We start from the raw sequence: 22,498 nt of genomic DNA on the forward strand, positions 1-22,498 counted from the left end.
ACAGCACCAAAGATGCTCAATCTCCCCGACACCGTCTGGATCAACCGACCAGCTGACGACACCAGCCAGAAGACCGAACCCGAAGCCGCCTAACACCCACTGGTCTCACTCACCTTGACAAATTCCGTTGCCGCGGTTGACCGACTGCAGCTGGCCCGGCTCCCAGTGCGGGTAGTCGTCCAGGCCGGCGTCGAACAGCACACCCCATTCCTCGATGGCAAACGGGGAATCGCTGCCGTAGAGAACGTGGCCGGGCGCGGCGAAAGCCAACAAGGAAGGCAGTGCTGTCGGAGTCGAAGACAACGCCGTGTCGAAGTAGAAGCGCTTCAAATCGGTCAAGATGCTTTCGACCGTGGTACCGGGATTGAACTGCGCGGCAGAGGCGAACCGGGAAGCGGCGTACGGCAGAAACCCGCCCGCGTGGGAGAGGATCACGCGAAGTCGCGGGTATCGGCTCAACACGCCGTTGGCGACCATGTGCACCGCGGTGCGTGTGGTGTCGAAGGGGAAGTCCAGCACTGGGCTGGGCAGTCCAGGCAGCTGCTCGATCGGCGGCGCGGTCGGGTGAATGAACACGACGGCGGCGCGAGCGTCCAACTCGGCCCACAACGGCTCGTACGCCGCGTCGCCGAGATAGCGGCCATCGGCGTTGGACAGCAGGACCACCCCGTCCGCGTTGAGTTCGTCAAGGGCACGGACTGCCTCGGCCACCGCGCTGTCGACGTCGGGCAGCGGCAGGATGGCGAAGTGACCGAACCGGTCGGGCCGATCCTTGGTCAGCTCGGCGTTGAAGTCATTGACTTCGCGGGCCAGCTTCAGCGCCTCGGCGTCGTCGCCGAAGTGCACCCCGGGGGCGCTGATCGACAGGATTCCGGTGGCGATCGACCGACGATCCATGATCCCGATCGCGCTCGCCGGGCCCCAGGCAGGGATCGGCCAGCCGCCGGCGGTCAGCCCGCGGGTGTCGAGCAGGTGCCGGTAGGCCGGCGGGATGAGGTGCTGGTGGACGTCGATGCGCGCAGGTGACACCATGACTAGCCTCCTAATATTTAGCGTGCTAACGATTGCTTTGCTAAGGTAGCACGCATGGGACGCATCGGCACTCAACCGCAGCTCGAGGACGTGCGAGCGGAGACTCTCGCCCAGGCAGCCGACGAGCTGTTCTTCGCGATGAGGCGGGCACGGTCTGTCGCGGCCGACCGCGACGGCGGCTTGTCGCTGCCTCAGATCGAGCTGCTCAAACCGTTGATGACGGAACCGGAGCTCCCGGTCGGCAAGCTGGCGGCGAGCGCCGACGTCAGCATCCCCACCGCCACCCGCATGCTCCAGCAGCTCGAAACCAAGGGGGTCGTGGTACGCCGGCGTTCACCCGAAGACGAACGCCGCGTGCTCATCACGCTCACCGAAGACGGCGCCGAGAGGATGACCCGGCTCCGCGCGCGGTTACGCAAGCGCCAGGCAAACTCCTTCGAGGCCTTCACGCCGGAGGAACGCGTTCAACTGATCAGCCTGATGCAGCGCTTGACCCGGCTTGTCGCCGAATCCGACTGAGCGGCGCGGTCAGGGACGTCCGGCGTGCGGCACGTCGACGCGAACCGCCAGCAGCCTCGCGTCGCGAGCTGCGCTGCGGGCGTTCTCGTCGAAATCCGGTGCGGTGCACAGGAAAAGCGTCCGACCGTCGGCCCCGCCGAGCATGCAGGCGAACACGCCGATGCCGGCCGGGATCTCCTCGACGATCTCACCGCCGTGCCGAACGCGGATCGCCCGCTGGTTGAGCGCGTCGGCGATCCACAGTGCGCCCTCGCCGTCCAAACAGCACCCGTCCGGCCCGACCACCGCCTGGCCGATAGCTTCCCCGACCGCGGTCGTCGTCGGCAGCTCGCCGAACTTCGCCCAGACCCGCCGACCGCCGAGACTCCCGTCCGGCAGGACATCGAACGCGGTGACCCGGTTGCCGAACGTCTCGTTGACCAGCAGCTGACCGTCCTCGGTGAGCACGCTGCCGTTGGGGAACCACAGCTCGTCCGCCACCGGGGTGACGGTTCCATCGGGGTCGACGCGCAGCAACCCGGTCGAGGCGATCGGCGCGCCCGCCATCAGGTCGAACCCGAAGTTGCCGACGTACGCGCGCCCCTCGGCATCAACGACCATGTCGTTGGGGTGACCGTCCACATGCGAACGAAGATCGGCGTGGGTGACCAGCGTGCCGTCGTATTCCCGCCGCAGCAGGCGTGCGTCGCGCATCGACACGACCAGCAGGCGGCCGTCGGGCAGCCAGCCGAGACCGGACGGCTGGTTCGGGACTTCCGCTTCGACTCTGAGGTCGGAACCGTCCTCGTTCGCCGAAAGCACCCGGTGGGTGTAGAAGTCCGCCACCCAGATCCGGCCCTCGTGCCACCGAGGACATTCCAGGTAGCTGAGGCCGGACAAAGTGGTGCTGATCGTGTGGTCCACAACGCCCTCCAGAGCAGTGTTGTCCCTGCACCCTACGACAGCGACCGCTCAGTCCGCTGAGTTCGAGGCCCTACCCCCAGGTGGGAAAGCAGCTGAAGTCGTTCGTAGGACGGAGAACCCGAGTGGACGCCGGTGCCCAGTATCAGTCCTTGAGGTCGACCCGCAGCGTCAGCAGGTTGGTCCCCATCACCCGCACCGCGGCGCTGTTGAACTGCGGCAACACCTTCAGCCGGGCGCGGGGATCGTCCTCCGGGACCAGCTCCGCGGTGCCGGCATGCCACTGACCGTTGATCCGCACCCGGACCTCCGGCTGCGCCTGGATGTTTCGCACGTACTGCGACTTCTCGCCGAACTCGGAAACGAACCAGAATTCGTTCCCGGTCCGGCGTCCACCGATCGGGGTCCGCCTGGGCAGCCCGGACGTCCGCCCCGTCGTCTCGAGAAGGGTCTGGAACGGCAGCCGGGCGTTGATCGGGTTGACGACCCGCCGCTGGAGCGCCGTCACAGCCCGATGTTTGACCTCGTGGTAACGCGACATGCTCGATCTTCCGTTCGTCGGTGGTCAGGCCGCCGCGGCGCGCCGCCCGTTTCTTGTACTTGACGAACGTAGTCCACAGAACCCGTGAAGTGTCCACTTGAACCACGTTGTGGCCACAACCTCCTGCAGGACTTCGTCAACGCCGTCCTGGAAGTCAGCCGGCGCCGCTAACCACCGCAACTCGCCGTCGAGTTGCGGTAGTTGGTATGCGCAACCATCGCAACTCGCCGTCGAGTTGCGGTTTCGGACTACCGGCCGGAGTCGGTGTCCTCCGCTTTACGAGCTCGCGACGCACGCAGGTTCGCCGGGTTCCCGCATTTGCGGACCGCGTGCCAGACCCCGTTGTTGTTCCGCGAGCGGTCATAGAAGGCGACCCCGCAAGCAGTATTGCGGCACACCTTGAGCCGACGCCAGGTGTCATCCCGTCGCGCCAGCAACGATTCGCCCAACACGGCCGAGCCGATCCACTCCGCGCCTTGACCGTGTGGCGCGAGCGACAACGTCCCATCGGTGGCCAGCACCAGATCGAGGGATCCGGTCAGGTCCTCGGCCGTCGTCTGGCGGTTTTCGTAACCAACGCCGCCGACTGAATACCTGACGATTCCACGCTCGTGAGCGATACCCGGCTGCCATCGACGGTTTCGTCCCAAACTCCACTACACCCGTTCCGCCGGCCCATGGATACGGCCGTTGGGCGACTATCGCTACCTGGTGATGGGACTCGGCCGATTCCCCCATTTGGGTGTGCTTCCCCGGCACATGGCAGGGTGCTGGGCCGCGCCGCGGGGATAAATCGGGCAATCTCCACGGTGTCACGGGCCTACACATACGCTGCCGGTATGAAGAGGTGGGGGCTGGCCGTGGCGGCCGCGGTCGTGGCTGCTCTCGGGCTGGCACTCACCCTCGGCCTGCTCGGCGGCACACCTACTGGCGCCGCGGACAACGGCGACGGCTTCCGGCTGTTCTGCGGCGCCGGGCTCGTCCCGCGTACCCCGACCCACGTGGCGAGCTGGCAGGGCGGCGTGGTGCTGGACTTCGACCACGGCATGCCCTGCAAGAACGCGCTTCCCTCCAGCGGCACGGTCATCCTGAAGGCCGTCGCCGGCGGCCACGGCGTGTTCAGCCTGACCAAGCTCGGCTGGTTTTACGTCATGCTGGTCTTCCTGGTCACCGTGCTCGCGGCCTGGGCGGTGACGGCTCACGGCCGCCGGCGGATCCTGTTCCTGGTGCCACTGCTGGTACCCCTGCTCGACCCCGACTTCGCGCGGGTGTTCATTTCGACGATGGGTGAAGCCGCTGGGCTGTTCGGCGCGTACACGCTGCTCTGCGGCGTGGCGGTCATCGCCGCGACGAAGGTCGAGGACGGTTTCGAGCGGTTGTCCGCGCTCGCCCTCGTCGCCGTCGGCGGGGTGATCGCGGGGCTCGCCCGGATCGGGTTCCTGCCGTTGTTCGTGCTGGCCGTCGTCGTCTGCTTGGTCACCGGTGCCCGGGCGGGCAGGGGCCGCTGGTGGTCCGGCCGGATCTTCGGGCCGGCGCTCGCCTGCCTGCTCGTACTGGAGATCATCACCCCGGTCCGCGCGGACCTCGCCTGGCAGGACCGCAACTTCGGCGAGGTCAACACGGTCGACCTGGTCTACACCCTCGCACTGGTCGAAATGCCGGGCTCGGCGCCCGAACTCGGGCTGCCGGCCGACGCGCAGGACAGCGCAGGCCGCGCCTTCTTCCCGAACGGGCTACGCGACCTGGTCGGCGCGGACGCGGTGAAGAACGACCCCACCGGGATCGAGCACAAGGTCTGGGGCATGGTGCTCGCCCGGCCGGACGTGCTGGCGCACGCGGTCGCGATCGGCCTGCAGTCGACCTACGGCCGGAGCCTGGCGTACCTGCCCGACACGCCGTGGACACCGGCGACCGTGGCGCCGGTGGGCGGCGGCCCGGCCAGCGGCGACACGGGCGCCGACCCGCAAACGTTCCAGCAGTGGCTCGACGACATGGGTCTGCCGTGGTGGCCGCCCTTGCTCCTGCTGCTCGGCATGGCCGGCGCGGTGGTCGCGCTGGTGCGCCGGCGCCGGTGGACGACCCGGTACGGCATCGTCGCCGGGGTCGCGACGACGAGCGCCCTCGGCATCGTGGTGATGGCGGTGGTCGGCGACGGGTACTACGAGATCGCCAAACACGTGTGGCTGGCCGCGTACCTGCTCGACGTCACGGCGCTGTCGTTGTGCGTCATGGCGGTGCCGGTGCTCGCGCGGCGGGCATTCGAACTGCGCGAACGCCGCCGACGCTGGGTGCGGGCTCCGGTCGCGGTGCCGGCGGAGACCCCGCCGGAGCCGGTGCCCGCCGGCTCGAGCTGAGCCGCACCGCTCACACCGAGCGCCGGTGGTGGCCGAGTTCACCGAGTCGGGCGGCGGACCGGGCAAAGGGGCCGTCGGCCGCTCCGAATCCTTCGACCAGCCGTCCACTCTCGAATGCGCGCTCGAACAGCTCCCCTGACCGCCGCGCGTGCGCGCCCATCTCCGGAGTGGGCTAGAAGGTGCCGGCCAGGTGCACGGTCAGCGAGTGGACGTCGGCGACGACGATGCGGGCGAGGAAGCCCGTCAACGCTGCCCAGCCATCGGGTTCGACGGCGGCTTCGGCTTCGGCGACGAACCGGAGCAGCCCGGTTCTACTACGAGGACACCCACTCGGCCGAGCGTCCGTCCGGCCCGGCGACCACGCCGACCGGGCTCGCCATGTTCGCGCACGACTTCCAGTCGATCCGCCGCTTCGCCGAGCGCGACCACGCCACCATCGTCAGCTGGAACACCTACGACCCTGTGCCAAGCCCCCTGCCGATCGGTCCCCTGTCCGCGGAGGTCGCGGCCGGCGCCTGCACGCTCGACGCCGCCGTGCACGCTTGGGACATCGCGGTGGCCACGGGCCAACCGTCGCCACTCCCGGACGAACTGGCGGAAGCACTGCTCGCCGTGGCCAAGGAAATCCCGAGTGAACGCCCTGACCTCGGCAACGCTGTCCGCCTGGCCCGCGACAGCGCGCCAGGCGGACAGTGCCGTTCGACGGCCAAGATGCGAGTCCGACCCGTTATCCGCGACCGGTAACAACGGTCGACCGCCTCGCGACTCAGGCTGGGTGAAGCGCAACGAGCTTGCCGAAGAGGAAAATGACACGGCTGAGACCGCAAAATCGGCCAAGCGACCGCGGACGTGGCCCGCGAAATTGCTTACTCTGCTTACCGCGGTGATGACATTGGCAACCGCGGGTCTGGGCGTGCTCGCCGCGGAGATCAACGTGCAGAAGAACAAGGCCCAAGCCAGTGCCGAGGCAAAAGGCACCGACCTTTCGGCTGTACAGAGCGATAACGATCGTTTGAAAAAACAGAACAACCAGCTCGCGGCAGAAAACAGCTCACTACTTTCATCGACCCCTTCGCCGACACCATCCGGCGGTCCAAGCTCATCTGAGTCGCCGGGAATGTCCAAGCTGCTCAGCGAAATGACGGCGCTGGACACGAACAGCGTGAACTCGCCGCGAGCGGTGTCCATCGGCACCGAGACCTATCCCAACAGCTTCACTCTCGGCTGCAGCTCGGCAGGGACGTCCGTGACCTACGCCGTTGCCGGATACAGTTCCCTGAAAGCGCGAATCGGCTTGGACAACAACCAAACCGGCACCGCGGCGAAGTCGAATTACCCGAGCAGCATCAGGGTGACAGCCGAAAACGGTCAACAGTTGGGAAACGAGGTCCAGATTTCGTTGTCCAAACCCGCCGATCTCTCGGTTCCGCTCAACAATGCGGTGCAGGCGACGATCAAGTGCACCCTCATCGACCCGCGTGGCGGCAGCAGCAGCTATTACCAGGCCGCGTTCGGCGACGCAACCATCGTGAAATGAGCGAGTAGCCGGTCAGCTCCACGCGGCCCCACGCCTCCTTGCCCTATCCTGGAAGTGTCGCGAGGGGAGGGACCATGACGGACGAGGAGCTTCTTGTCGAGTTCGCGCTGACACGCCTGGACAACCCGGAGCTCGACCTGGAGGAGATCGCGGCGCTCGTGGTCCGGCGCATGGGAGCCGAGCGCATGCTGGAATTCGCGTCCCGGAACCTCGCCACCCGCGGCGAGCTGCGCGGCGCGGTGTTCCCGACCGCTGTCGAACACGTGATGCGGGTCGTGCTGACCTTACGCGGACCCGCCGACTAGTACTTCGTCCATCGCCGTGGCGAAGGCTCTGCTCGCGGGCGACGGCGAACAAGCCGAAGAGGTGATGCGGCACCACGTCCGCACCAGTGCGGCGGCGGTCATCGCCATCGCCGATGCCCTCAGCTAGTTGTTCGCTTGACGGGAGCGAATCAGTCGACAACTTCCACTATTTGGCAACTATCGACCGCTGAATATCGATCCTGGGACCTGATCAGCGTCGGATGGCCGCCGGCCGGATTCGCGGTCCAGGTGAGGGCCAGGTGGTGACGAGCATCGTCGCCTCGTCGCCGGTGATCCGGGTCAACGGATTCGTGCAGAAGTGCTGGGAGACGACCAAGGACTCCGCCGTGACGCGGATCCTCTTCACCATCTCGTCGCGGCCCGTCAGCCAGACCCATCGGCTACCCTCCGGGTCCTTGAAACCGTAACGGAAGTCATCAGTGAGAGCGGATTCGAATGTCGCCCAGTCCCGCCGGTCCAGGCCGTAGATGAACCTGGCCAGCGCATCCTAGATCTGCCTGTGGTCGGTCATCGGCCCCTCCTCGGAGCACCAGGACGCCCTGCCAACGGGCGTCACGATTACAGGACGATGCTGTCCTACAATTTGCGAAGGGTCAAGCCATGACCTAGTTCATCGCGTCGACGATCCGCAAGACCTCGGTGCCACTGGTTCGCACGTGCTGGCGCATCAGCTTTTCAGCCTTCGCCCCATCGTCGTCCAAGACCGCCTTCGCGACCGCGATGTGCTGACTTCGCGAGAGACGCCTGGTCTGCTCGTCGAGCTGGTTTCGGATCGCGTAGCGGTAGATGTGCGCATCACATCGGTCCTGGACCTCACGGCCGGTCGGCGGCGATGGCACCTCCCACGTCGCCCGGCCCGGGGACTTCGTCCATGTGCCGTCCGAGGGTATCCATTCACTGGCAAACAACTCGGCTCAGCCGGTTCGATCTCTGATCTTGTTCGCTCCGGGAGTCCCCCGTAAGACCTACTTCGCCGATATGACGGAACTTCTCACTCGGACGCGACCGCCGACGGTCGAGGAGATCGACGAACTGGCCGCGCGGCATGACCAAATAAACATTCGCTAGCCAACAAAAGCGAACGACGCCATGACAAATTTCATCAATGGTCTCGCACCGGTCGAGTTTATTTCCACACTGTTCAACGACATGTTTCTCACCCCCACCGAGACCGCGGCCGAGACCGTGGAGCGCTACACCCACGTCGGGTACCGCCAGATCACCGACGGCATCCCGATCAGTCGCGACGAACAGATTGGTCATCTCGAGTACGCACAGACGAACCTGCGAGGCTTCACCTTCGAGGTCCAGCAGGTCGTCTTCGACGGGGAATGGCTGGTATGCAGACACCTCGGGCATACCGAGCAAGCCGACGGCCGCGGGGTCGACAGCGAGGTGGTGACCTTCTTCCACCTCGTGGACGGGAAGATCAGCGAGAGCTACGAGATGACGCGACCGGTCTCGGGCAACGATGCCGATCGCGATGTCCACACCGCCCGATAACGCTCACCTCGATAACGGCGGGTCGGCCACCAGTCAATACTGATACCCCTATGACTGCACGTCTGGTCATCCCTGGTTGCGCGAGGGCGAGCGCACGGCTATAGCTGGACCGAGCGAACGACTTGGCGAAGGTGAAACTCAGTCCGGCTAGCGAGCGAAGGGGGCCAGAAAGGTGCCCCTACCTCGCAAAGGCCGTCCAGTCGGCCCCACTGGCCCCGTCGTCGGTCGAGCACTGCACCTACTGGACGCCTTCACCGAGCAGCGGCCGGCGCTGAACCTGAGCGAGATCGCCCGGCGCGCCGACATACCGCTGGCCACCGCGCACCGCCTGTTGCAGGAGCTCTGTGCATGGGGTGCGCTGGAACGCGACGAGAACGGCGTCTACCGCATCGGGTTGCGCCTGTGGGAGCTCGGCTCGCTGGCCCCTCGCGGGCAGGGACTACGCGAGCGGGCCCTGCCGTTCCTGGAGGACCTGTCGCAGATCACCCACGAGAACGTGCAATTGGCGATCCGCGAAGGCACCGAGCTTGTGTTCATCGAGCGGATAGCCGGATCCGGCGCGGTAGGAGTATTGACCCGCGTCGGCGGCCGGTTCGCCCTCACCGTCACCGGCGTCGGCCTCGTCCTGCTCGCCCACGCACCGGCCGAGGTGCAGGACGACGTCCTGACCAGGCCCATCAACCGCCGTACCAGCAAAACCGTCACCGATCCGGATCAGTTGCGGCATCTGCTGGCCGACGTCCGCACCAACGGATTCGCCATCAGCGACCGCCAGGTCTCCCTGGACACCCTGTCGGTCGCCGCGCCGATCCTCGACTCCCACGGCCAGGTCGTCGCGGCCGTCTCGCTGGTCGTGCTTTATGGCAGCGCCTCCCCGCACGCGTTGGCGCCGCTGGTCCGGACGAGCGCACGCGCGATCTCCCGCGCCCTCAACGCCCCACTCTGAGCGCAGGACGAGCTCTTCCATCTTATGGAAAGTCGCTTCACTGGGCGGTGCCCTACCGCCCACGCTGTGCGTTCCCAGCTGACAACGGAGTTCCGTCGCCTTCTGACCACCACCATGAAGGGCTTCCACCATGACGAGCATCCCGCGCGACCAGTGGTACGTCGCCGCATATGCCTCCGAGATCGGACAGGAGCTGTTCTCCCGCACCATCTGCGGCGAGCCGATCCTGTTCTGGCGCACCCGCAGCGGTCAGGTGACCGCGATGTCCGACCGCTGCGTGCACCGCCGTTTCCCGTTGTCCCAAGCCCCTTCGCGGCTCGTGGACGACCAGGTGATCTGCGGATACCACGGCTTCACCTACGGCACCGACGGCAACTGCGTCGCCGTTCCAGGACAGACCCGCGTTCCCCGCACTGCCCGGCTGCAGCCGTATCGACTGGCCGAGCAGGACTCCTTCGTGTGGGTCTTCATCGGTGATCCCGGCAAGGCCGACGCGGCGAAGATCCCCCGCGCGACCTACTTGGACTCACCGGACTACACCACCGTCAGCGGGATGGAGCCGTTGAAAGCGAGGTTCTCCCTACTGGTCGACAACTTGCTCGATCTGTCACACGAGACCTACCTGCACGGCGGATACATCGGCACGCCCGAGGTCGCCGACACGCCGATCACCACCGAGGTCGACGACGAGCACGACATCGTCTACGTCTCCCGGCACATGGACGACGCCGAGTGCCCGCCGTTCTACGCCAAGTCCACCGGCCTGCACGGACGGATTGCCCGCTGGCAGGATATCGAGTACACCCCACCGTGCCTGTACAAGCTGCACAGCCGGATCGCTCCGGTCGGTTGCCTGCCGAACGCGGACGGCAGCGACCCGGACGCCTTCCACGTCGAGGTCGTCTACGCGATCACGCCGGAGACCGAACACTCCACTCACGACTTCTGGGCGGTGGCGCGCGACTTCGCCCTCGGCGACGAAGAGGTCTCGGCGTTCCTCGCCGAGAACAACCGGACGGTGGTGCTGCAGGACGTCGAGGCGCTGGACGTCCTCGAGACGGTCATCTCCACCGAACCCATGGGCTACCAGGAATTGTCGATCAACATCGACACCGGTGGCCTCGCCGCCCGTCGGATCCTGCGGCGCCTGGCCGGTGAGCAGGTTCGCGCGGCCGCGTCATGACCGCGATTCCGGCGAACCCGCCCATGCTGGTCGGTGACCGGGTGTACCGCATCCACTGGGTGCTGGGCACCGATCGACTCCGTGCTGCCTGCTATTGCTCGGCCGAGCGCGAGTTCGAGGACCCGGTCGAGCTCTGGGATTGGCTGCTCGGCCACCCCGAGGGGCACGACGTCAGGAGTGACCGCCGATGAAGTCCACTCTGGACACCGAGCAGGAACTCGACCTTGTGCTGGAGCGTAAGGAAAGCATCGCCGACGGCGTGGTCCGGTTGACGCTGCGTCATCCCGACGGCCGGCCGTTGCCCTCTTGGGAACCGGGCGCTCACGTGGATCTGCTTCTCACCAACGAGCTGACACGCCAGTATTCCCTTTGCGGCGACCCCGAGGACCGGACTGTCCTGCAGGTCGCCGTGCTGCGCGAGGAAGTCGGCCGCGGCGGCTCACAGCACGTCCACGAGGTACTGACCGAGCGACAGGGCCTGCGAGTCCGCGGCCCGCGCAACCACTTCCCGCTCGTCGAGGCCAAGCGGTACCTGTTCATCGCGGGCGGGATCGGCATCACCCCGATCCTGCCGATGATCGCGCGGGTCGCCGAGTCCGGACGGGATTGGCAGCTCGTCTACGGCGGCCGGACGCGGTCCTCCATGGCTTTCCGCGAGGAGCTGTCGGCCCGACACCCCGGCAAGGTCACGATCCACCCCCAGGACGAACACGGCCTGCTCGACCTCGCGACCTTGCTGGCCGCCCCCACCGAACACACCGCGGACACCGCGATCTACTGCTGCGGCCCGGAGGCACTGCTGGTGGCCGTCGAGCAGCGGTGTTCCGACTGGCCGGCCAAAGTGCTGCATGTCGAACGGTTCTCTCCCAAGGCCGGCGCGGGCGACGGCCCGCGAGAGGCGTTCGAAGTCGAACTCGCGCAGTCCGGCACGGTGTTGCGGGTGCCCGCCGACCGTTCCGTTCTCGACGTCATCGAGGACTCCGGGTTGCCGGTCTTGTATTCGTGCCACGAAGGAACTTGCGGCACCTGCGAGACGACTGTCCTATCAGGTACCCCGGACCACCGCGATTCCGTGCTGAGCGACGAGGAACGCGACGTCGGCGACACGATGATGATCTGCGTGTCCCGGTCATGTTCGGCTCGCTTGGTCCTCGACCTCTGACCGGCGGAGACAGCCATGTCCAGGATCACCCTCGACGTCGACCCCTTCGACGAAACGAACCTTGCCGCGCCTTACCCGATGCATTGCCGGCTACGTGACGCCGGGCCTGTCGTCTTCCTGCCGCGCTACGGCGTCTGGGCGATGGCACGTCACCAGGAGGTCTACGCAAGTCTCACCGACCACGAGAGCTTTTGCTCGGGCCGAGGTGCAGGGTTGAGCGACTTCCACAAGGAAAAGCCCTGGCGGCCACCCAGCCTCCTGTTGGAAGCCGACCCACCCGATCACACCGTCATGCGGGGCGCCATGGGCAAGGTCCTCTCCGCCAGCACCGTCCGAGGCTTCCGCCAGACCTTCAAGGCCGAGGCGGACGCCCTCGCCGACGAGCTCGTGGCCCGCGGACACTTCGACGTCGTCACCGACCTCGCTGAGCGCTACCCGCTGAAGGTGTTCCCCGACGCCGTCGGTCTGCTGCCGGACGGCCGCGAGAACCTACTGCCCTACGGTGCGTTGGCGTTCAACGCTTTCGGCCCGCACAACCGCCTACTCGAACAGGCACTGGCGAGCGCCGCGCCCGTGCAGGACTGGATCTGGAACGCCTGTCAGCGCGACGTCCTCACCCCGGGCGGGCTCGGCGCGAGCCTGTGGCAGGCAGCCGACCGCGGCGAGATCACCACGGAACAGGCGCCCATGCTCGTACGGTCACTGCTCTCGGCGGGGGTGGACACCACTGTGTACGCCATCGGCAATACGTTGCAGGCACTCAGCGCCAATCCCGGGCAGTGGGCGAAACTGCGTGAGAAACCGTCTCTGGCTCGCTTCGCGTTCGACGAATCGTTGCGCTACGAATCACCGGTGCAGACCTTCTTCCGCACCACCACTCGCCCGATCGACGTCGCCGGTGTCCATCTCCCCGAAGGCGAAAAGGTCCTGCTGTTTCTCGGTGCGGCCAACCGCGACCCGCGGAAATGGGGCGAGGACGCGGACCGGATGGACATCGCTCGCCCAGCGTCGGGTCATGTCGCTTTCGGCATGGGCATCCACCAATGCGTTGGCCAGCCCATCGCCCGGCTGGAAGCCGAGCTGGTGCTTACCGCGCTCGCCGAACGTGTCGAACGGCTCGAACCCACGGCAGATCCGGCGTCCAAACCGAACAACACGTTGAAGGGCTGGAGCAGCGTGCCCGTACGAGTCCATCCTGTCCGCTTCCACTGACCAAAGTGGACCGGTCCGAACCTGGCCACAAAACTGGTTCTGCTGCTCTATCCATGGGTCCGCGATGGTCTCGGGTGTCGATTGACGTGGACGGGTTGCGTTGTCCAGCGGCAGGGACCGGGGCGAGTGGGTACTCCTTTGCTGATCCGAGGGTCGGTCGTGTCGTGTCGGTACGCGGTGCAAGACGTTGTCGGTAGCCGAGCGTGGGACTCGGCGATCTGAACGTGGGACTCGCGGGCGGTGAACGTGGGACTCGCCGGCCGAGTCAGCGAGTCCCACACTCCGAGCCGGCGAGTCCCACCTTCAGATCAGCGAGTCCCACGTTCACCGACGGCCGACCCCGTCCACGAACCCAGCGCGGCAAGTTCGACACCGCGGGTGCCGTCGTGCTCACCGCCGGCCTCGTGCTGCTGAGCTATCGTGGGTTTCGGTTCGCCACCACGCAGAGCAGTCAGTCGTCGTCCTTGTCGCCGAAGATCGCGACTCGGGCGGCGCCGGTCACGTCGGCCACGGTAGGCCGGACACCGACCAGCCGGCACAGCAGTTCCAGGTCCTCCAGGAAGTTGGTCTCGTCGGCGTCATACGCCTCCGGGTCGGTGATCCCCATCTCGGCCAGCGCCTCGGTCAAGATACCCGGGTCGGCACCCTCGGCCGAGCTCGGCGCGAGTTCGTCCAGTGCGGCCAGCACGACGCCGTCCCTGCTGACCACGAACGCAGTGTCCGCGTTGATGCTGCAGTACGACGACACCGCGAAGGTGCCCTGTGACAGCTCCGGAAGGTTGGCGCCGCGCCAGCCGTTGTCCTCCACCAGCAGCGTGTGCGAGCCGATCGCGAAGGCCGCCACGATGTGACGGCCGTAGGCCTCCTCGAAAGCGACCCGCTTCTGCAGATCCGTCCACGTGGACGTGGAGATCTCGTCAGCCGACGCGCCGAAACGGCGGAGCGCGTCGTCGGGGTCGATGTCTCGGATAGCCGTCACACAGTAGACGTGCTCCATGTCCAGGCCGGCGTCCATCCAGGCCGAGGAGTACGGACCAGTCGCCACGACAGGGGCGCCGGACCTTACCGGCGGCTCGGCCGCACCGGGATCCACGGGAACCCCCGGGGTGGCGCCCGCGACGTCTCCCTTCCGGTGGATCCAGCACACCTCGTCCTGCTGGTCGACGAGGACCAGCTTCCACGCGCTGTGACCGGACTCTTCAAGATAGCGCCAGGTCAGCGCCGTACCCGGCCGCTCCAGCGAGTGCGCCTCATCCACCATGATGACCGACGCCCAGGCCGCGCCGGCACCGAGCGAAGTCTCGTGGTCGAGCCCACCGTCCGGCCGCCGGACGACGGTGTGCAGGCCGTTGGCCGACCGCAGGATGCGGGCTGGGGTGATCTCCACAGCAGGGGCCCTGTCGCCGAGCGGTTCGTACGTCACTTCACAACTCCCGTCGCAGATTGTCACAACACGTTAGCGAAGACGAACCGCTGACCGCCGGCGAGCTCGACACGTGTACCCGAAGGGGCCGTTTCCCCTGCCCGAACGCACAGCCGCCATTGTCCACTGTGGACTAAAGCGGGCATCCCCGCCGGGTGGCCGGCGGCCGCTAACCGGCGTTCTTGGGCACCCGCAGGCGCAGCGCGAAGCCGCCGTCGGTGGTGGGGCCGGTTTCCAGCGTGCCGCCAAGCAGTTCCGCGCGTTCGCGCAGCCCGATCAGTCCGTGCTGCGCGCTCGGCAGGGGCACGGTGGTCCGGATCGGGGGCCCGTTGGTGATCTCGACGGTCAGTGTGGTGTCGGTGTGTCCCATGTGGATGGTCACCGTCGCCCCCGGCGCGTGCTTGCGGGCATTCGTGAGCGACTCTTGGACGGTGCGGTAGATCGCGCGCTGCAAGGGTGCGCTGAGGTCAGTGGGAAGACTACCCCGCAGGTCAGCTTCGATCCCGCTGGTGGCGAGCAGCTGCCGGAGCCCGGCGAGCGTGGGCTGCGGCACCAGTTCAGTGGGAAGGCTGCCGGAGGCACGCAGCAACGTCACCATGTGGCGAAGCTCGTCGAGGGTGTCGACGCTGAGCTGCCGGATCACCGCGGCGGCCTCCTTTGTGTCGGGTGCGGTGGAGCCCACCTGCAGCGCGCCCGCGCTGACCGCGATCAGGCTGACTTGATGCGACACGACGTCGTGCATTTCCCTGGCCAATTGCGCGCGCTCCTTCGCCAGCGTGGTCTGCTCGATGAGCTGACGTTCGTGTTCATGAGCAAGCTCGATCTCGTCAAGGCGCTCGGACAGCGCGCGGCGGGTCCTGGTCAGGATCCCCAGCAACGCCGGCGCGGCAGCGGCCATCGTCGCGTAGAGCACGTCGAGCACGACAGCGGCTCGTGTCGACTCCTCGTCGAAGCCGGAGAGGGACCACGGTAAGGCGCAGCCGACGGCCACGATCACCGCACACCCGATGACCACACGCCGATCGCGGCTGTGCGCGGCAACGGCGTAGAGGGCGACGAGAGCCGCGATCACCGTCGGACCCAGGTACAGCGCGGGAAGGGTCAGCACGAAGACCAGATACGGCTGGCGCCTACGCACGACCAGTGACACGGCCGCCACTACGGCGAAGGCGAGGCTGGGAGCATCGGTGTTGTCGAGGTTGAGCCACACGTCGATCAGGGCGAGCCCGACGAGCGCGCCATCGGTGAGTGCGGCGGGAAAGCGCGACGTCATTGATCGTCGCGGGGCGCCAGCAGCCCGGCCCGCTGGGCGAGGAGCGCGGCTTGCACGCGCGTGGACACCTTCAGCTTCCCGAAAATCGCGCTGACGTGGTCCTTGACCGTGCCGACGCTCAAATGGACCCCGGCGGCAATGTCGCTATTGGACAGTCCTTCTGCGACCTGGATCAGGATTTCCCGCTCACGGTTGCTGAGCTTGTCGATCCTGGCCGACGTCGGCGAACCGGCTCCGCTGACGAGGTAACGATCCACCACTGAGCGAGTGACCTTGGGAGACAGCACGACCCCGCCGCCGGCGAGCGTGCGCACGAGATGGGCGAGTTGCTCGGGGTCGGTGTCCTTGAGCAGGAAACCCGCGGCTCCCGAACGCAGCGCGGCCGCGATGTACTCGTCGGAGTCGAACGTGGTCAGCATCGCCACGACCGGCGGGTTCGCGAACGCGCGGACCTCCCGCAGGATCGTCAAGCCGTCGACGTCGGGCATGCGCACGTCCAGCAGGACGACGTCCGGCTTCTGCAGGGTGATCTCGCGTACCGCCTGGGAACCTGTTGCGGTTGCCACCACCTCGATGTCGTCGGCCGCGTTGAGGATCAGCCGGAAGCCCGAGCGGACGAGCGCCTCGTCATCCACCACCACTACCCTGATCACGTCGATTCCCTTCATGCGGCACCGCACTGGTCTGTGTTCGGGCGACCATAAACCAGCCAGGTGGCGGGGCGCATTCCCGCCGATCGGCGGGGGCTCACCGGCCCGTCAACGGATAGTGGCCACGGCCGCCGCCGATGACGCTACCGGAGGACCGGCGCCGCGCGCGGCCCGCGAAAAAACGCTGCCCGATCAACCCCGCACTGGAGGATCTGTAGTGACCGAACTGGACGAGCACGCCGCCGAGCAGTGGTTTCGGCGCCGCGGGCTACCGGCGGTCGTGCGGGGCAGGCCGGAACAGCTCCTCGTGCGCGTCATGCCCGCGGTCGTTTTCGTCGGACTCTGGCAGCTGCTCACGGCCCTGCTGTCGGGTGTCGACGGCGAGACCGAGGCCGACTTCGAGCGGCTCATGGAGCGCGCGAGCTATGCGTGGACCTACAACAGTCTCCTGGTCGGCCTGTTCGTGGTCCCGACGCTGGCCGCTTGGCTGGCCGCTCGCTGGGTACGACGTCAAGTCGTGGACCGGCGAGGTGTCGGCGTCGCCGCGGCCGCGGTGGTGGCGTTCGTCGCGGCTGTGCCCGGCGTCACGCGCCTGACTTCGCCGGATGACTCGATCGTGGTGAACATGGTGATTCAGGGAGCCATCGTCGCGGGGCTGCTCGGCACGGCGTTCCTGGGTGGCGGTTCGATCCTCGGCTGGGCCTTGCGGGCGGCATTCCGGCAGGCGCGCGCACTGGGGGCGCTGGCCAGCCGGGCGTTGCCGCTGTTGCTGCTGTTCACGATTTTCGGCTTCTTCACCACCGAGATCTGGCAGGTCTGCGCGTCCCTCCCGCGCGCGCAGATGTGGCTGGTCGTGGCCTTTTTCATCGTGGTGGCAGTGTTGTTCCTGTCGTCGATGCTGTCCGACGAAGTACGCACGCTCACCGAATCACACAGCATCCCGGTCGACATGGACACGCTGCGCGCCACCCCGTTCGGCTCCATCGCCGCCGACTGCAGCGCTACGGACCTGCCGCGGATCCCGCTGCGGAAGCTCGAACAGGCGAACATGGTGCTCGTGCTCATGCTTACCCAAGTCCTGCAGACCATCGTTTTCGCCACGCTGATGTTCGTGTTCTTCGTCGCCTTCGGCGCGGTCGCCATCCGCAATGGAGTGATCAAGGCATGGATCGCCCGGCCACCCAGCGGTGGCATGCTGTTCGGGATCCAAGTGCCGGTGCCCAACGAACTACTGCAGGTTTGCTTGTTCATCGCCGCGTTCTCGGGGCTGTATTTCGCCGCGTCGACGGTGACCGATGCCAAGTACCGCGAGTCGTTCTTCGACCCGCTGGCCAAGCACATGGCGGCCAGCCTGTCCGCCAGGGACATTTACCTCACACAACTGGCCACGCATTCGTAAACGCTGGGCCCAGTCGATCTCCGTCGAGTGGAACCAGATCCATCCGCGCTGCTTCCAGGTGCTGGACGGTGGACGTCCGGTCACGGCGTCGCACTTTTGCGCTTTTGTGGGGTCTCTTAGTTTCTAAGAGACCGCAAGTCGACGGCGAGTTGCGGTGATGGTCGGGCGCGCATCGCCGTGCCCTCCCACAAGGGTGGTCACGAGGCCGGCTTCGCGACGACCAGTGCTTTCATGCCGAGTCCGGCGCGAAGTTCCACCAGGGCGTGCTCGACCTCGTCGAGGGTGATCTCCTCCACCCAACCGGTCGGGTCGTAACTGCCCTGTGCCATCGCGGCGATCACCACGTCGACCCCATCACCATCGGTTGCCTCGGCGACACAGGCCGCGAGATCCTCCGACAGGGACAGACCGGGTCGCTACCGGGATTCGAGCGCCTGGGTGCCGATGACGGCGAGCAGCGCGAGGGCCTCCGCGTCTCGGGAGCCCTGAGCAGCGGTGTACAGCACGAGATGCTGGTCCTGTTCGGTCAGCGCCAAGGCGTCGCAGTCCACCGTGATGGGGCCGACCGTGGGGTGCCGGAAGGTCTTCGTGAGCATCGACGCGCCGCGCACGTCATGGCGTTCCCACAGTCGGTCGAACTCCGCGCTGCCGTCGCGGAGTTCCTGGATCAGCCCCGTTATGACCGGATCGTGCGGATATCGTGCGGCAGTCGCTCGGAGTTCCATCACCACGTTGTGCCGGAATGCCGCGCCGTCGGCCGATCCATACAGGCTGTTGCCTGGTTGCACACCGAGGAACGCCCGCCGCGCGAGGTTGCGTTCCGCTGGAGCGAGGACGGAGAAATCCTCCATCAGAGCGGCCGCGAGGTCGTTCCAGGCGAGCACTTCGAATGCCGCGGAGGTCACGAAACCGGCTGTCAGCGGCAGCCGCTCGAGCAGCGTGAGGATGCTCGGCCGAACGTCGCGGCAGTGCAGACGTGACCGCGTCGACGCTGTTCCGGCCAGTACGTGCAGATGCTCGGACTCGGCGTCGGTGAGGCGAAGCGCAGCGGCGATGCCGGCGAGCACCTCGCCTGAGGGGCGCGGAGCTCTGCCCTGTTCGAGCCGGACGTAGTACTCGATCGAGATGTGGGCGAGCACGGCGACCTCTTCGCGGCGGAGCCCTGGTGTTCGGCGTCTCGGACCCGACGAAAGCCCGACGTCGTCAGGCCGGAGGCGCTCACGGCGACTGCGGAGAAACGCGCCCAGCTCGCCCCTGTTCATCAGACCAGTATGCGCGGCCGGCCGCCCTCGGATGGGGGTACCGGTTGTGCCTGTCTCCGCCTCCGGGACTGCGGCGACGCTGTCAGCATGACGAATTCCACTTCAGCCCCGATCGGCCTGCTTGCCGGCAAGGTCGTCTTCATCACCGGAGCCAACCGCGGCATCGGCGCGGCCGCCGGCCGGCTGTTCGCTCGAGAGGGCGCCAGCGTGGTGCTCGCCGCACGCGGCTTGGAGGCGCTCGAGCGCGTAGTCGCCGAGATCCGCGCCGACGGCGGCATCGCCGATGCAGTCCGCGTCGACCTCGGCGACCGCGACAGCATCCGCGCGGCTCTGGACCGCGTGGACGAGTTGCACGGCCGGCTCGACGGCGCCTTCAACAACGGCGCCACCATCCAGCAGCCCGGTCCCCTCGACGAGACGAGCGACGAGGACATCGACGAGCAGTTCATGGTGAATTTCCGCGGTCACTGGACGGCGATGACTGTCGAGGCGGCTCTTATGCGGCGCGGTGGCGGAGGCGCGATAGTGAACACGTCGAGCATCGGAAGCCGTCGCGCCAACCTGGCCCTTCCCGCGTACGGCGCAATGAAGCGGGCGCTGAACAGCATCACCGAGTCCGCCGCCGTGACCTGGGGAAGTCAGGGGATCCGCGTCAACGGGATCACGCCGGGCGGAACCGCGACGGAAATGATCGACGCCTGGGAGGCCGCCTCCCCCGGTGTCATCGAGCGGATCAACGCGAGCATCCCGCTCGGCCGGATGGCGGCCCCGGAGGAGGTCGCCGAGGCCGCGGCCTGGCTGCTGAGCGACCGAGCGTCCATGGTTACCGGGGCCAGCCTCGCCGTCGACGGCGGCGCCGGCGCCTAACTCGCCGTCGACTTGCGGTCTCTTAGAAACTAAGAGACCGGGACACCGGCCGTTCGGAGCGCCTCGGCGTAGCGCAGTCCGTCGTCGCGAATCGGGTCGAACTCGGCGACCTGTATCAGCGCCGGCGGTAGCCCGGCGAGGTCCGGCGCGAACAGCGGGGAGACGTAGGGCTGTCGCGGGTCCTGTCCACCCAAATAGTGGTCACGGGCGGCGATGATCCCGGCCCGGTCGAGGATGGGCGCCTCGGCGTTCTCCGCAACCGACGGGCTCGACAAGGTCAGGTCGGTCGCCGGCCAGGTTGCTGCCGGCGCTGTCGCCCATGACCGCGAGCCGTTGGGGATCGGCGCCGAACTCCGCGGCGCGCGCGGCCACGTCGACCAGTGCGGCGTAGCAGTCCTCCGGCGCGGCCGGCCGGCGATGTCCGGGTGCGAGCCGGTAGTCGACGGAGACCACGACGGCGCCCACCTTCGCGGCTACGTTGCTGCACAACCAGTCGGCCTGGTTCAGCGTGCCGACGGTCCACCCGCCGCGATGGAAGGCGCCGAGGAGCAGGTCGACCGCCCAGTTGCGTTTGAGGGTCTGCCGCTGTGCCCGGGCCACCCGAGCCTCGTCCGTCCCGGCGCCGGACGTCGCTCGCAACACCCGCCCGAACAGTCGCACGCGCAGGTCGAGCTTCGCCATGTTCAGCCTGGTCCACCGGCGCGGTCACCGATGACACTCCGGTTACCGACAGTACCTACCAGTTCGCCGCCGAGACCAATGTAGACAGATCCGCCCAAACCCGCCGCAGGAAACCTCGGAACCGCTCAGGCACTCACGGCCTGCCACCAGTTGACGCTCACCCCGCCGGCCAGGTAGTGGATCTGCACGGTGTGATAGGTGCCCGGAGTGAACTGGAAAGTGCCGGCGTCCAGGGTCTGCCAGACCTGCGCGCCCCCGGTACTCGGCACGGCCACCACCGGCCCCTGCACGCCGTCGATGACGAACTGGAACCGCGCCCCGGAGGCCGGCGCCGCAACGCGGACCTTCAGGTTCTCGGTGCCCTGCAGCGGAACCTCGTTCCACTGCTCGGACTCACCGGCGACGATGTTCTGCACGTTCCAGCCACTGCCGGTGTCGGTCGTCGTCCGGACGTCAAGATCACTGCGGTAGACACCGGACGGGCTGCCCTGCGTCGTGCCCGCGACGACGTCGGCGCTCTCGGCCTGCACGGTCAGGTCGGTGGGAAACGGTGTCCGGGAATACCGCCGCATGATGTTGAGATTCTGGTTCGGATAGTCCCGCTGCGTCACGTTGTAGGACCCGGCCTCGGTGCGCCACAGGGCAGCGCCTTCCAACCAGTCGCTGAAACCCTCGACGAGCGTGATGTAGTCGCCCGCCCCGACCGTCGACCGCAGATTGTCGACCAGGGTTTTCCCGTGCTGGGGGTCGATGACCATGTTGTGAGAGCTGTTCACGAAGGAGAAGCTCGGCGCGGTGGCCCCGTAGGTATGGCCGTTGAACGCCTGGTTCGTGAACGTCGGTGACGGAACCCCGAACCAGTCGTCCTCGCCATCGGCGACCGAGGAGACCGCCGGATCGTTCTTGAGCCAAGCCTGGTCGACGATGAAGTACGGGTTCTCGGTGAAGGTCGACTGTGCCTGCGACCGGACGTACTGCAACATCCTGGCCGAGTTCCCGTTGCCCTGGTTGATGAACATCGAGCCGTCACCCCACAGGTAGACCAGCGGCCGACCGTCCACCTTGTACAGCATGCTATCGGGCACCACCTGATAGAACACCTTGAGATCGTTGTCCCATAGGTACTGGTAGCCACCCTCGCCGGCGCCGGTGGTGTCAGCCATGTCGAACGGCGGAGTGTAACCGCCCGTGTGGTGCTTGACCTGGTTCTTCTTGTCAGTCAGCGACGCGGGGACGTCATCGAAAGCCGCGATCTTGAGTTTGCCCGCCGCCCCGGCCTTGGTGATCGCGTTCACCAACTGGGTGAGTTCCCGTGGATCCCCGCCGCCGTTCGGCACTGCCGAGCCCGGGACGAAGCCACGCGTGTCCACACCGACGAAATCGACGCCCGCGGACACGAGTTCTTCGACGTAGTCGAGCCAGAACTGGTCGGTCGTCGCCGTCTTCGCCGTGTACATCGGGTAGTTGTAGATCGTGGCGCCCTGGTTCTCGTACGGACCGCCGGCCATCGTTCTGTCTTCGAAACCGAAGGTCACGCCGAGTGCTCCGGTCACCGCGGAACTTCGGTGCGGCAGAACGGAACCGCCGGTGTCGGTGATGGGCGTCGACGCCGCCGCGCCGGCATATCCCCATCCGCCGAGGCCGATGACGGACGCCGCTACGGCCAGCAGCGCGGTGAGCAGCCGGTGCTTTCGCCGACTCACGGAATTCTTCGGCATATCGGGTCAT

24 protein-coding genes and 2 pseudogenes are annotated in these 22,498 nt (G+C 67.0%); 13 read left to right on the forward strand and 13 right to left on the reverse strand.

Annotated elements, in window-relative coordinates; translation table 11 throughout:
* Positions 1 to 105 precede the first annotated feature (105 nt).
* Positions 106 to 1,032, reverse strand: coding sequence for an amidohydrolase family protein (locus JWQ81_RS00280; protein ID WP_297536642.1), 927 nt, complete (start codon positions 1,030 to 1,032; stop codon positions 106 to 108).
* A gap of 54 nt (positions 1,033 to 1,086) precedes the next feature.
* On the opposite strand from JWQ81_RS00280, the gene JWQ81_RS00285 reads away from it, so the two are divergent.
* Positions 1,087 to 1,551 carry a MarR family transcriptional regulator gene (locus JWQ81_RS00285; RefSeq protein ID WP_297536644.1) on the forward strand — a complete coding sequence of 155 codons (465 nt, stop codon included), beginning with the start codon at positions 1,087 to 1,089 and terminating at the stop codon, positions 1,549 to 1,551.
* 9 nt (positions 1,552 to 1,560) lie between these two features.
* Here JWQ81_RS00285 and JWQ81_RS00290 read toward each other — a convergent pair whose 3' ends face one another.
* The 3 genes from JWQ81_RS00290 to JWQ81_RS00300 all read right to left on the reverse strand — a co-directional run bounded on the left by JWQ81_RS00290 (position 1,561) and on the right by JWQ81_RS00300 (position 3,642).
* Positions 1,561 to 2,454, reverse strand: coding sequence for an SMP-30/gluconolactonase/LRE family protein (locus JWQ81_RS00290; protein ID WP_297536646.1), 894 nt, complete (start codon positions 2,452 to 2,454; stop codon positions 1,561 to 1,563).
* Positions 2,455 to 2,596: 142 nt separating this feature from the next.
* The gene (locus JWQ81_RS00295) at positions 2,597 to 2,959 is read right to left on the reverse strand and encodes a nitroreductase/quinone reductase family protein (protein WP_297536649.1); all 363 of its coding nucleotides are present in this window, start codon (positions 2,957 to 2,959) and stop codon (positions 2,597 to 2,599) included.
* Between the two features lie 281 nt (positions 2,960 to 3,240).
* Positions 3,241 to 3,642 (reverse strand): CGNR zinc finger domain-containing protein, encoded by a 402-nt coding sequence (locus tag JWQ81_RS00300; RefSeq protein ID WP_297536651.1) that lies wholly within the window; start codon positions 3,640 to 3,642, stop codon positions 3,241 to 3,243.
* 189 nt (positions 3,643 to 3,831) lie between these two features.
* On the opposite strand from JWQ81_RS00300, the gene JWQ81_RS00305 reads away from it, so the two are divergent.
* The 4 genes and pseudogenes from JWQ81_RS00305 (at position 3,832) to JWQ81_RS00320 (ending at position 7,188) form a co-directional block, all read left to right on the forward strand.
* Positions 3,832 to 5,346 carry a hypothetical protein gene (locus JWQ81_RS00305; protein WP_297536652.1) on the forward strand — a complete coding sequence of 505 codons (1,515 nt, stop codon included), beginning with the start codon at positions 3,832 to 3,834 and terminating at the stop codon, positions 5,344 to 5,346.
* 300 nt (positions 5,347 to 5,646) lie between these two features.
* Positions 5,647 to 6,090: pseudogene (locus JWQ81_RS00310) on the forward strand (hypothetical protein); the annotation flags it as partial.
* A gap of 31 nt (positions 6,091 to 6,121) precedes the next feature.
* The gene (locus JWQ81_RS00315; RefSeq protein WP_297536654.1) at positions 6,122 to 6,883 is read left to right on the forward strand and encodes a hypothetical protein; all 762 of its coding nucleotides are present in this window, start codon (positions 6,122 to 6,124) and stop codon (positions 6,881 to 6,883) included.
* A gap of 74 nt (positions 6,884 to 6,957) precedes the next feature.
* Complete coding sequence (locus tag JWQ81_RS00320; protein WP_297536656.1) at positions 6,958 to 7,188, forward strand: hypothetical protein; 231 nt, start codon at positions 6,958 to 6,960, stop codon at positions 7,186 to 7,188.
* A gap of 211 nt (positions 7,189 to 7,399) precedes the next feature.
* Here the strand turns inward: JWQ81_RS00320 and JWQ81_RS44730 are convergent, their stop codons facing one another.
* Complete coding sequence (locus tag JWQ81_RS44730; RefSeq protein WP_366942236.1) at positions 7,400 to 7,690, reverse strand: nuclear transport factor 2 family protein; 291 nt, start codon at positions 7,688 to 7,690, stop codon at positions 7,400 to 7,402.
* 124 nt (positions 7,691 to 7,814) lie between these two features.
* Entirely contained in the window at positions 7,815 to 8,048 is a 234-nt protein-coding gene (locus tag JWQ81_RS00330; RefSeq protein ID WP_297536659.1) for a hypothetical protein, read from the reverse strand.
* Positions 8,049 to 8,358: 310 nt separating this feature from the next.
* On the opposite strand from JWQ81_RS00330, the gene JWQ81_RS00335 reads away from it, so the two are divergent.
* The 6 genes from JWQ81_RS00335 to JWQ81_RS00360 all read left to right on the forward strand — a co-directional run bounded on the left by JWQ81_RS00335 (position 8,359) and on the right by JWQ81_RS00360 (position 13,215).
* On the forward strand, positions 8,359 to 8,712 hold the full coding sequence (locus JWQ81_RS00335) for a nuclear transport factor 2 family protein (RefSeq protein WP_297536661.1): 354 nt from the start codon (positions 8,359 to 8,361) through the stop codon (positions 8,710 to 8,712).
* 172 nt (positions 8,713 to 8,884) lie between these two features.
* Positions 8,885 to 9,658 carry an IclR family transcriptional regulator gene (locus tag JWQ81_RS00340; RefSeq protein ID WP_297536664.1) on the forward strand — a complete coding sequence of 258 codons (774 nt, stop codon included), beginning with the start codon at positions 8,885 to 8,887 and terminating at the stop codon, positions 9,656 to 9,658.
* Between the two features lie 130 nt (positions 9,659 to 9,788).
* A complete protein-coding gene (locus tag JWQ81_RS00345; RefSeq protein WP_297536666.1) occupies positions 9,789 to 10,841 on the forward strand; it encodes an aromatic ring-hydroxylating dioxygenase subunit alpha in 1,053 nt (350 codons plus the stop codon).
* Positions 10,838 to 11,032: a hypothetical protein gene (locus JWQ81_RS00350; protein ID WP_297536668.1), complete on the forward strand. Its 195-nt coding sequence runs from the start codon at positions 10,838 to 10,840 to the stop codon at positions 11,030 to 11,032. The genes JWQ81_RS00345 and JWQ81_RS00350 overlap by 4 nt, the downstream gene beginning before the upstream one ends.
* Positions 11,029 to 12,003, forward strand: a complete 975-nt coding sequence (locus JWQ81_RS00355; protein ID WP_297536670.1) for a PDR/VanB family oxidoreductase — start codon at positions 11,029 to 11,031, stop codon at positions 12,001 to 12,003. The genes JWQ81_RS00350 and JWQ81_RS00355 overlap by 4 nt, the downstream gene beginning before the upstream one ends.
* Positions 12,004 to 12,018: 15 nt before the next feature.
* Positions 12,019 to 13,215, forward strand: a complete 1,197-nt coding sequence (locus JWQ81_RS00360) for a cytochrome P450 (protein WP_297536672.1) — start codon at positions 12,019 to 12,021, stop codon at positions 13,213 to 13,215.
* Between the two features lie 451 nt (positions 13,216 to 13,666).
* On the opposite strand, the gene JWQ81_RS00365 is transcribed toward JWQ81_RS00360, so the two are convergent.
* The 3 genes from JWQ81_RS00365 to JWQ81_RS00375 all read right to left on the reverse strand — a co-directional run bounded on the left by JWQ81_RS00365 (position 13,667) and on the right by JWQ81_RS00375 (position 16,564).
* Entirely contained in the window at positions 13,667 to 14,638 is a 972-nt protein-coding gene (locus JWQ81_RS00365; protein WP_297536674.1) for a DUF6461 domain-containing protein, read from the reverse strand.
* Between the two features lie 169 nt (positions 14,639 to 14,807).
* A complete protein-coding gene (locus tag JWQ81_RS00370) occupies positions 14,808 to 15,911 on the reverse strand; it encodes a histidine kinase (protein ID WP_297536676.1) in 1,104 nt (367 codons plus the stop codon).
* On the reverse strand, positions 15,908 to 16,564 hold the full coding sequence (locus JWQ81_RS00375; protein WP_297536678.1) for a response regulator transcription factor: 657 nt from the start codon (positions 16,562 to 16,564) through the stop codon (positions 15,908 to 15,910). Before JWQ81_RS00375 ends, JWQ81_RS00370 begins: the two co-directional genes overlap by 4 nt.
* A 214-nt stretch (positions 16,565 to 16,778) precedes the next feature.
* On the opposite strand from JWQ81_RS00375, the gene JWQ81_RS00380 reads away from it, so the two are divergent.
* Positions 16,779 to 17,960, forward strand: coding sequence for a hypothetical protein (locus tag JWQ81_RS00380; protein ID WP_297536680.1), 1,182 nt, complete (start codon positions 16,779 to 16,781; stop codon positions 17,958 to 17,960).
* A 197-nt stretch (positions 17,961 to 18,157) separates the two neighbouring features.
* Here the strand turns inward: JWQ81_RS00380 and JWQ81_RS00385 are convergent, their stop codons facing one another.
* Positions 18,158 to 18,304, reverse strand: coding sequence for a hypothetical protein (locus tag JWQ81_RS00385; protein ID WP_297536682.1), 147 nt, complete (start codon positions 18,302 to 18,304; stop codon positions 18,158 to 18,160).
* A 72-nt stretch (positions 18,305 to 18,376) separates the two neighbouring features.
* Positions 18,377 to 19,222, reverse strand: coding sequence for a helix-turn-helix transcriptional regulator (locus JWQ81_RS00390; protein WP_297536684.1), 846 nt, complete (start codon positions 19,220 to 19,222; stop codon positions 18,377 to 18,379).
* 87 nt (positions 19,223 to 19,309) lie between these two features.
* Here JWQ81_RS00390 and JWQ81_RS00395 point away from each other — a divergent pair, with 87 nt between their 5' ends.
* Positions 19,310 to 20,089, forward strand: coding sequence for an SDR family oxidoreductase (locus tag JWQ81_RS00395; protein WP_297536686.1), 780 nt, complete (start codon positions 19,310 to 19,312; stop codon positions 20,087 to 20,089).
* A 29-nt stretch (positions 20,090 to 20,118) separates the two neighbouring features.
* Here JWQ81_RS00395 and JWQ81_RS00400 read toward each other — a convergent pair.
* Positions 20,119 to 20,770: pseudogene (locus JWQ81_RS00400) on the reverse strand (alpha/beta hydrolase).
* Between the two features lie 125 nt (positions 20,771 to 20,895).
* Positions 20,896 to 22,473 carry a DUF5010 domain-containing protein gene (locus JWQ81_RS00405; protein WP_297536689.1) on the reverse strand — a complete coding sequence of 526 codons (1,578 nt, stop codon included), beginning with the start codon at positions 22,471 to 22,473 and terminating at the stop codon, positions 20,896 to 20,898.
* Positions 22,474 to 22,498: the final 25 nt, after the last annotated feature.

The organism is Amycolatopsis sp., from assembly GCF_025464955.1.
In the GTDB taxonomy this organism is placed as follows: Bacteria; Actinomycetota; Actinomycetes; order Mycobacteriales; family Pseudonocardiaceae; genus Amycolatopsis.

Bases quoted from the DNA above. Each gene is read 5' to 3' on its own strand.
- JWQ81_RS00335 (WP_297536661.1), top strand. From the start codon at position 8,359: ATGTTTCTCACCCCCACCGAGACCGCGGCCGAGACCGTGGAGCGCTAC.
- JWQ81_RS00370 (WP_297536676.1), bottom strand. From the start codon at position 15,911: ATGACGTCGCGCTTTCCCGCCGCACTCACCGATGGCGCGCTCGTCGGG.
- JWQ81_RS00360 (WP_297536672.1), top strand. From the start codon at position 12,019: ATGTCCAGGATCACCCTCGACGTCGACCCCTTCGACGAAACGAACCTT.
- JWQ81_RS00305 (WP_297536652.1), top strand. From the start codon at position 3,832: ATGAAGAGGTGGGGGCTGGCCGTGGCGGCCGCGGTCGTGGCTGCTCTC.
- JWQ81_RS00390 (WP_297536684.1), bottom strand. From the start codon at position 19,222: ATGAACAGGGGCGAGCTGGGCGCGTTTCTCCGCAGTCGCCGTGAGCGC.
- JWQ81_RS00280 (WP_297536642.1), bottom strand. From the start codon at position 1,032: ATGGTGTCACCTGCGCGCATCGACGTCCACCAGCACCTCATCCCGCCG.
- JWQ81_RS00395 (WP_297536686.1), top strand. From the start codon at position 19,310: ATGACGAATTCCACTTCAGCCCCGATCGGCCTGCTTGCCGGCAAGGTC.
- JWQ81_RS00345 (WP_297536666.1), top strand. From the start codon at position 9,789: ATGACGAGCATCCCGCGCGACCAGTGGTACGTCGCCGCATATGCCTCC.
- JWQ81_RS00320 (WP_297536656.1), top strand. From the start codon at position 6,958: ATGACGGACGAGGAGCTTCTTGTCGAGTTCGCGCTGACACGCCTGGAC.
- JWQ81_RS00355 (WP_297536670.1), top strand. From the start codon at position 11,029: ATGAAGTCCACTCTGGACACCGAGCAGGAACTCGACCTTGTGCTGGAG.
- JWQ81_RS00350 (WP_297536668.1), top strand. From the start codon at position 10,838: ATGACCGCGATTCCGGCGAACCCGCCCATGCTGGTCGGTGACCGGGTG.
- JWQ81_RS00285 (WP_297536644.1), top strand. From the start codon at position 1,087: ATGGGACGCATCGGCACTCAACCGCAGCTCGAGGACGTGCGAGCGGAG.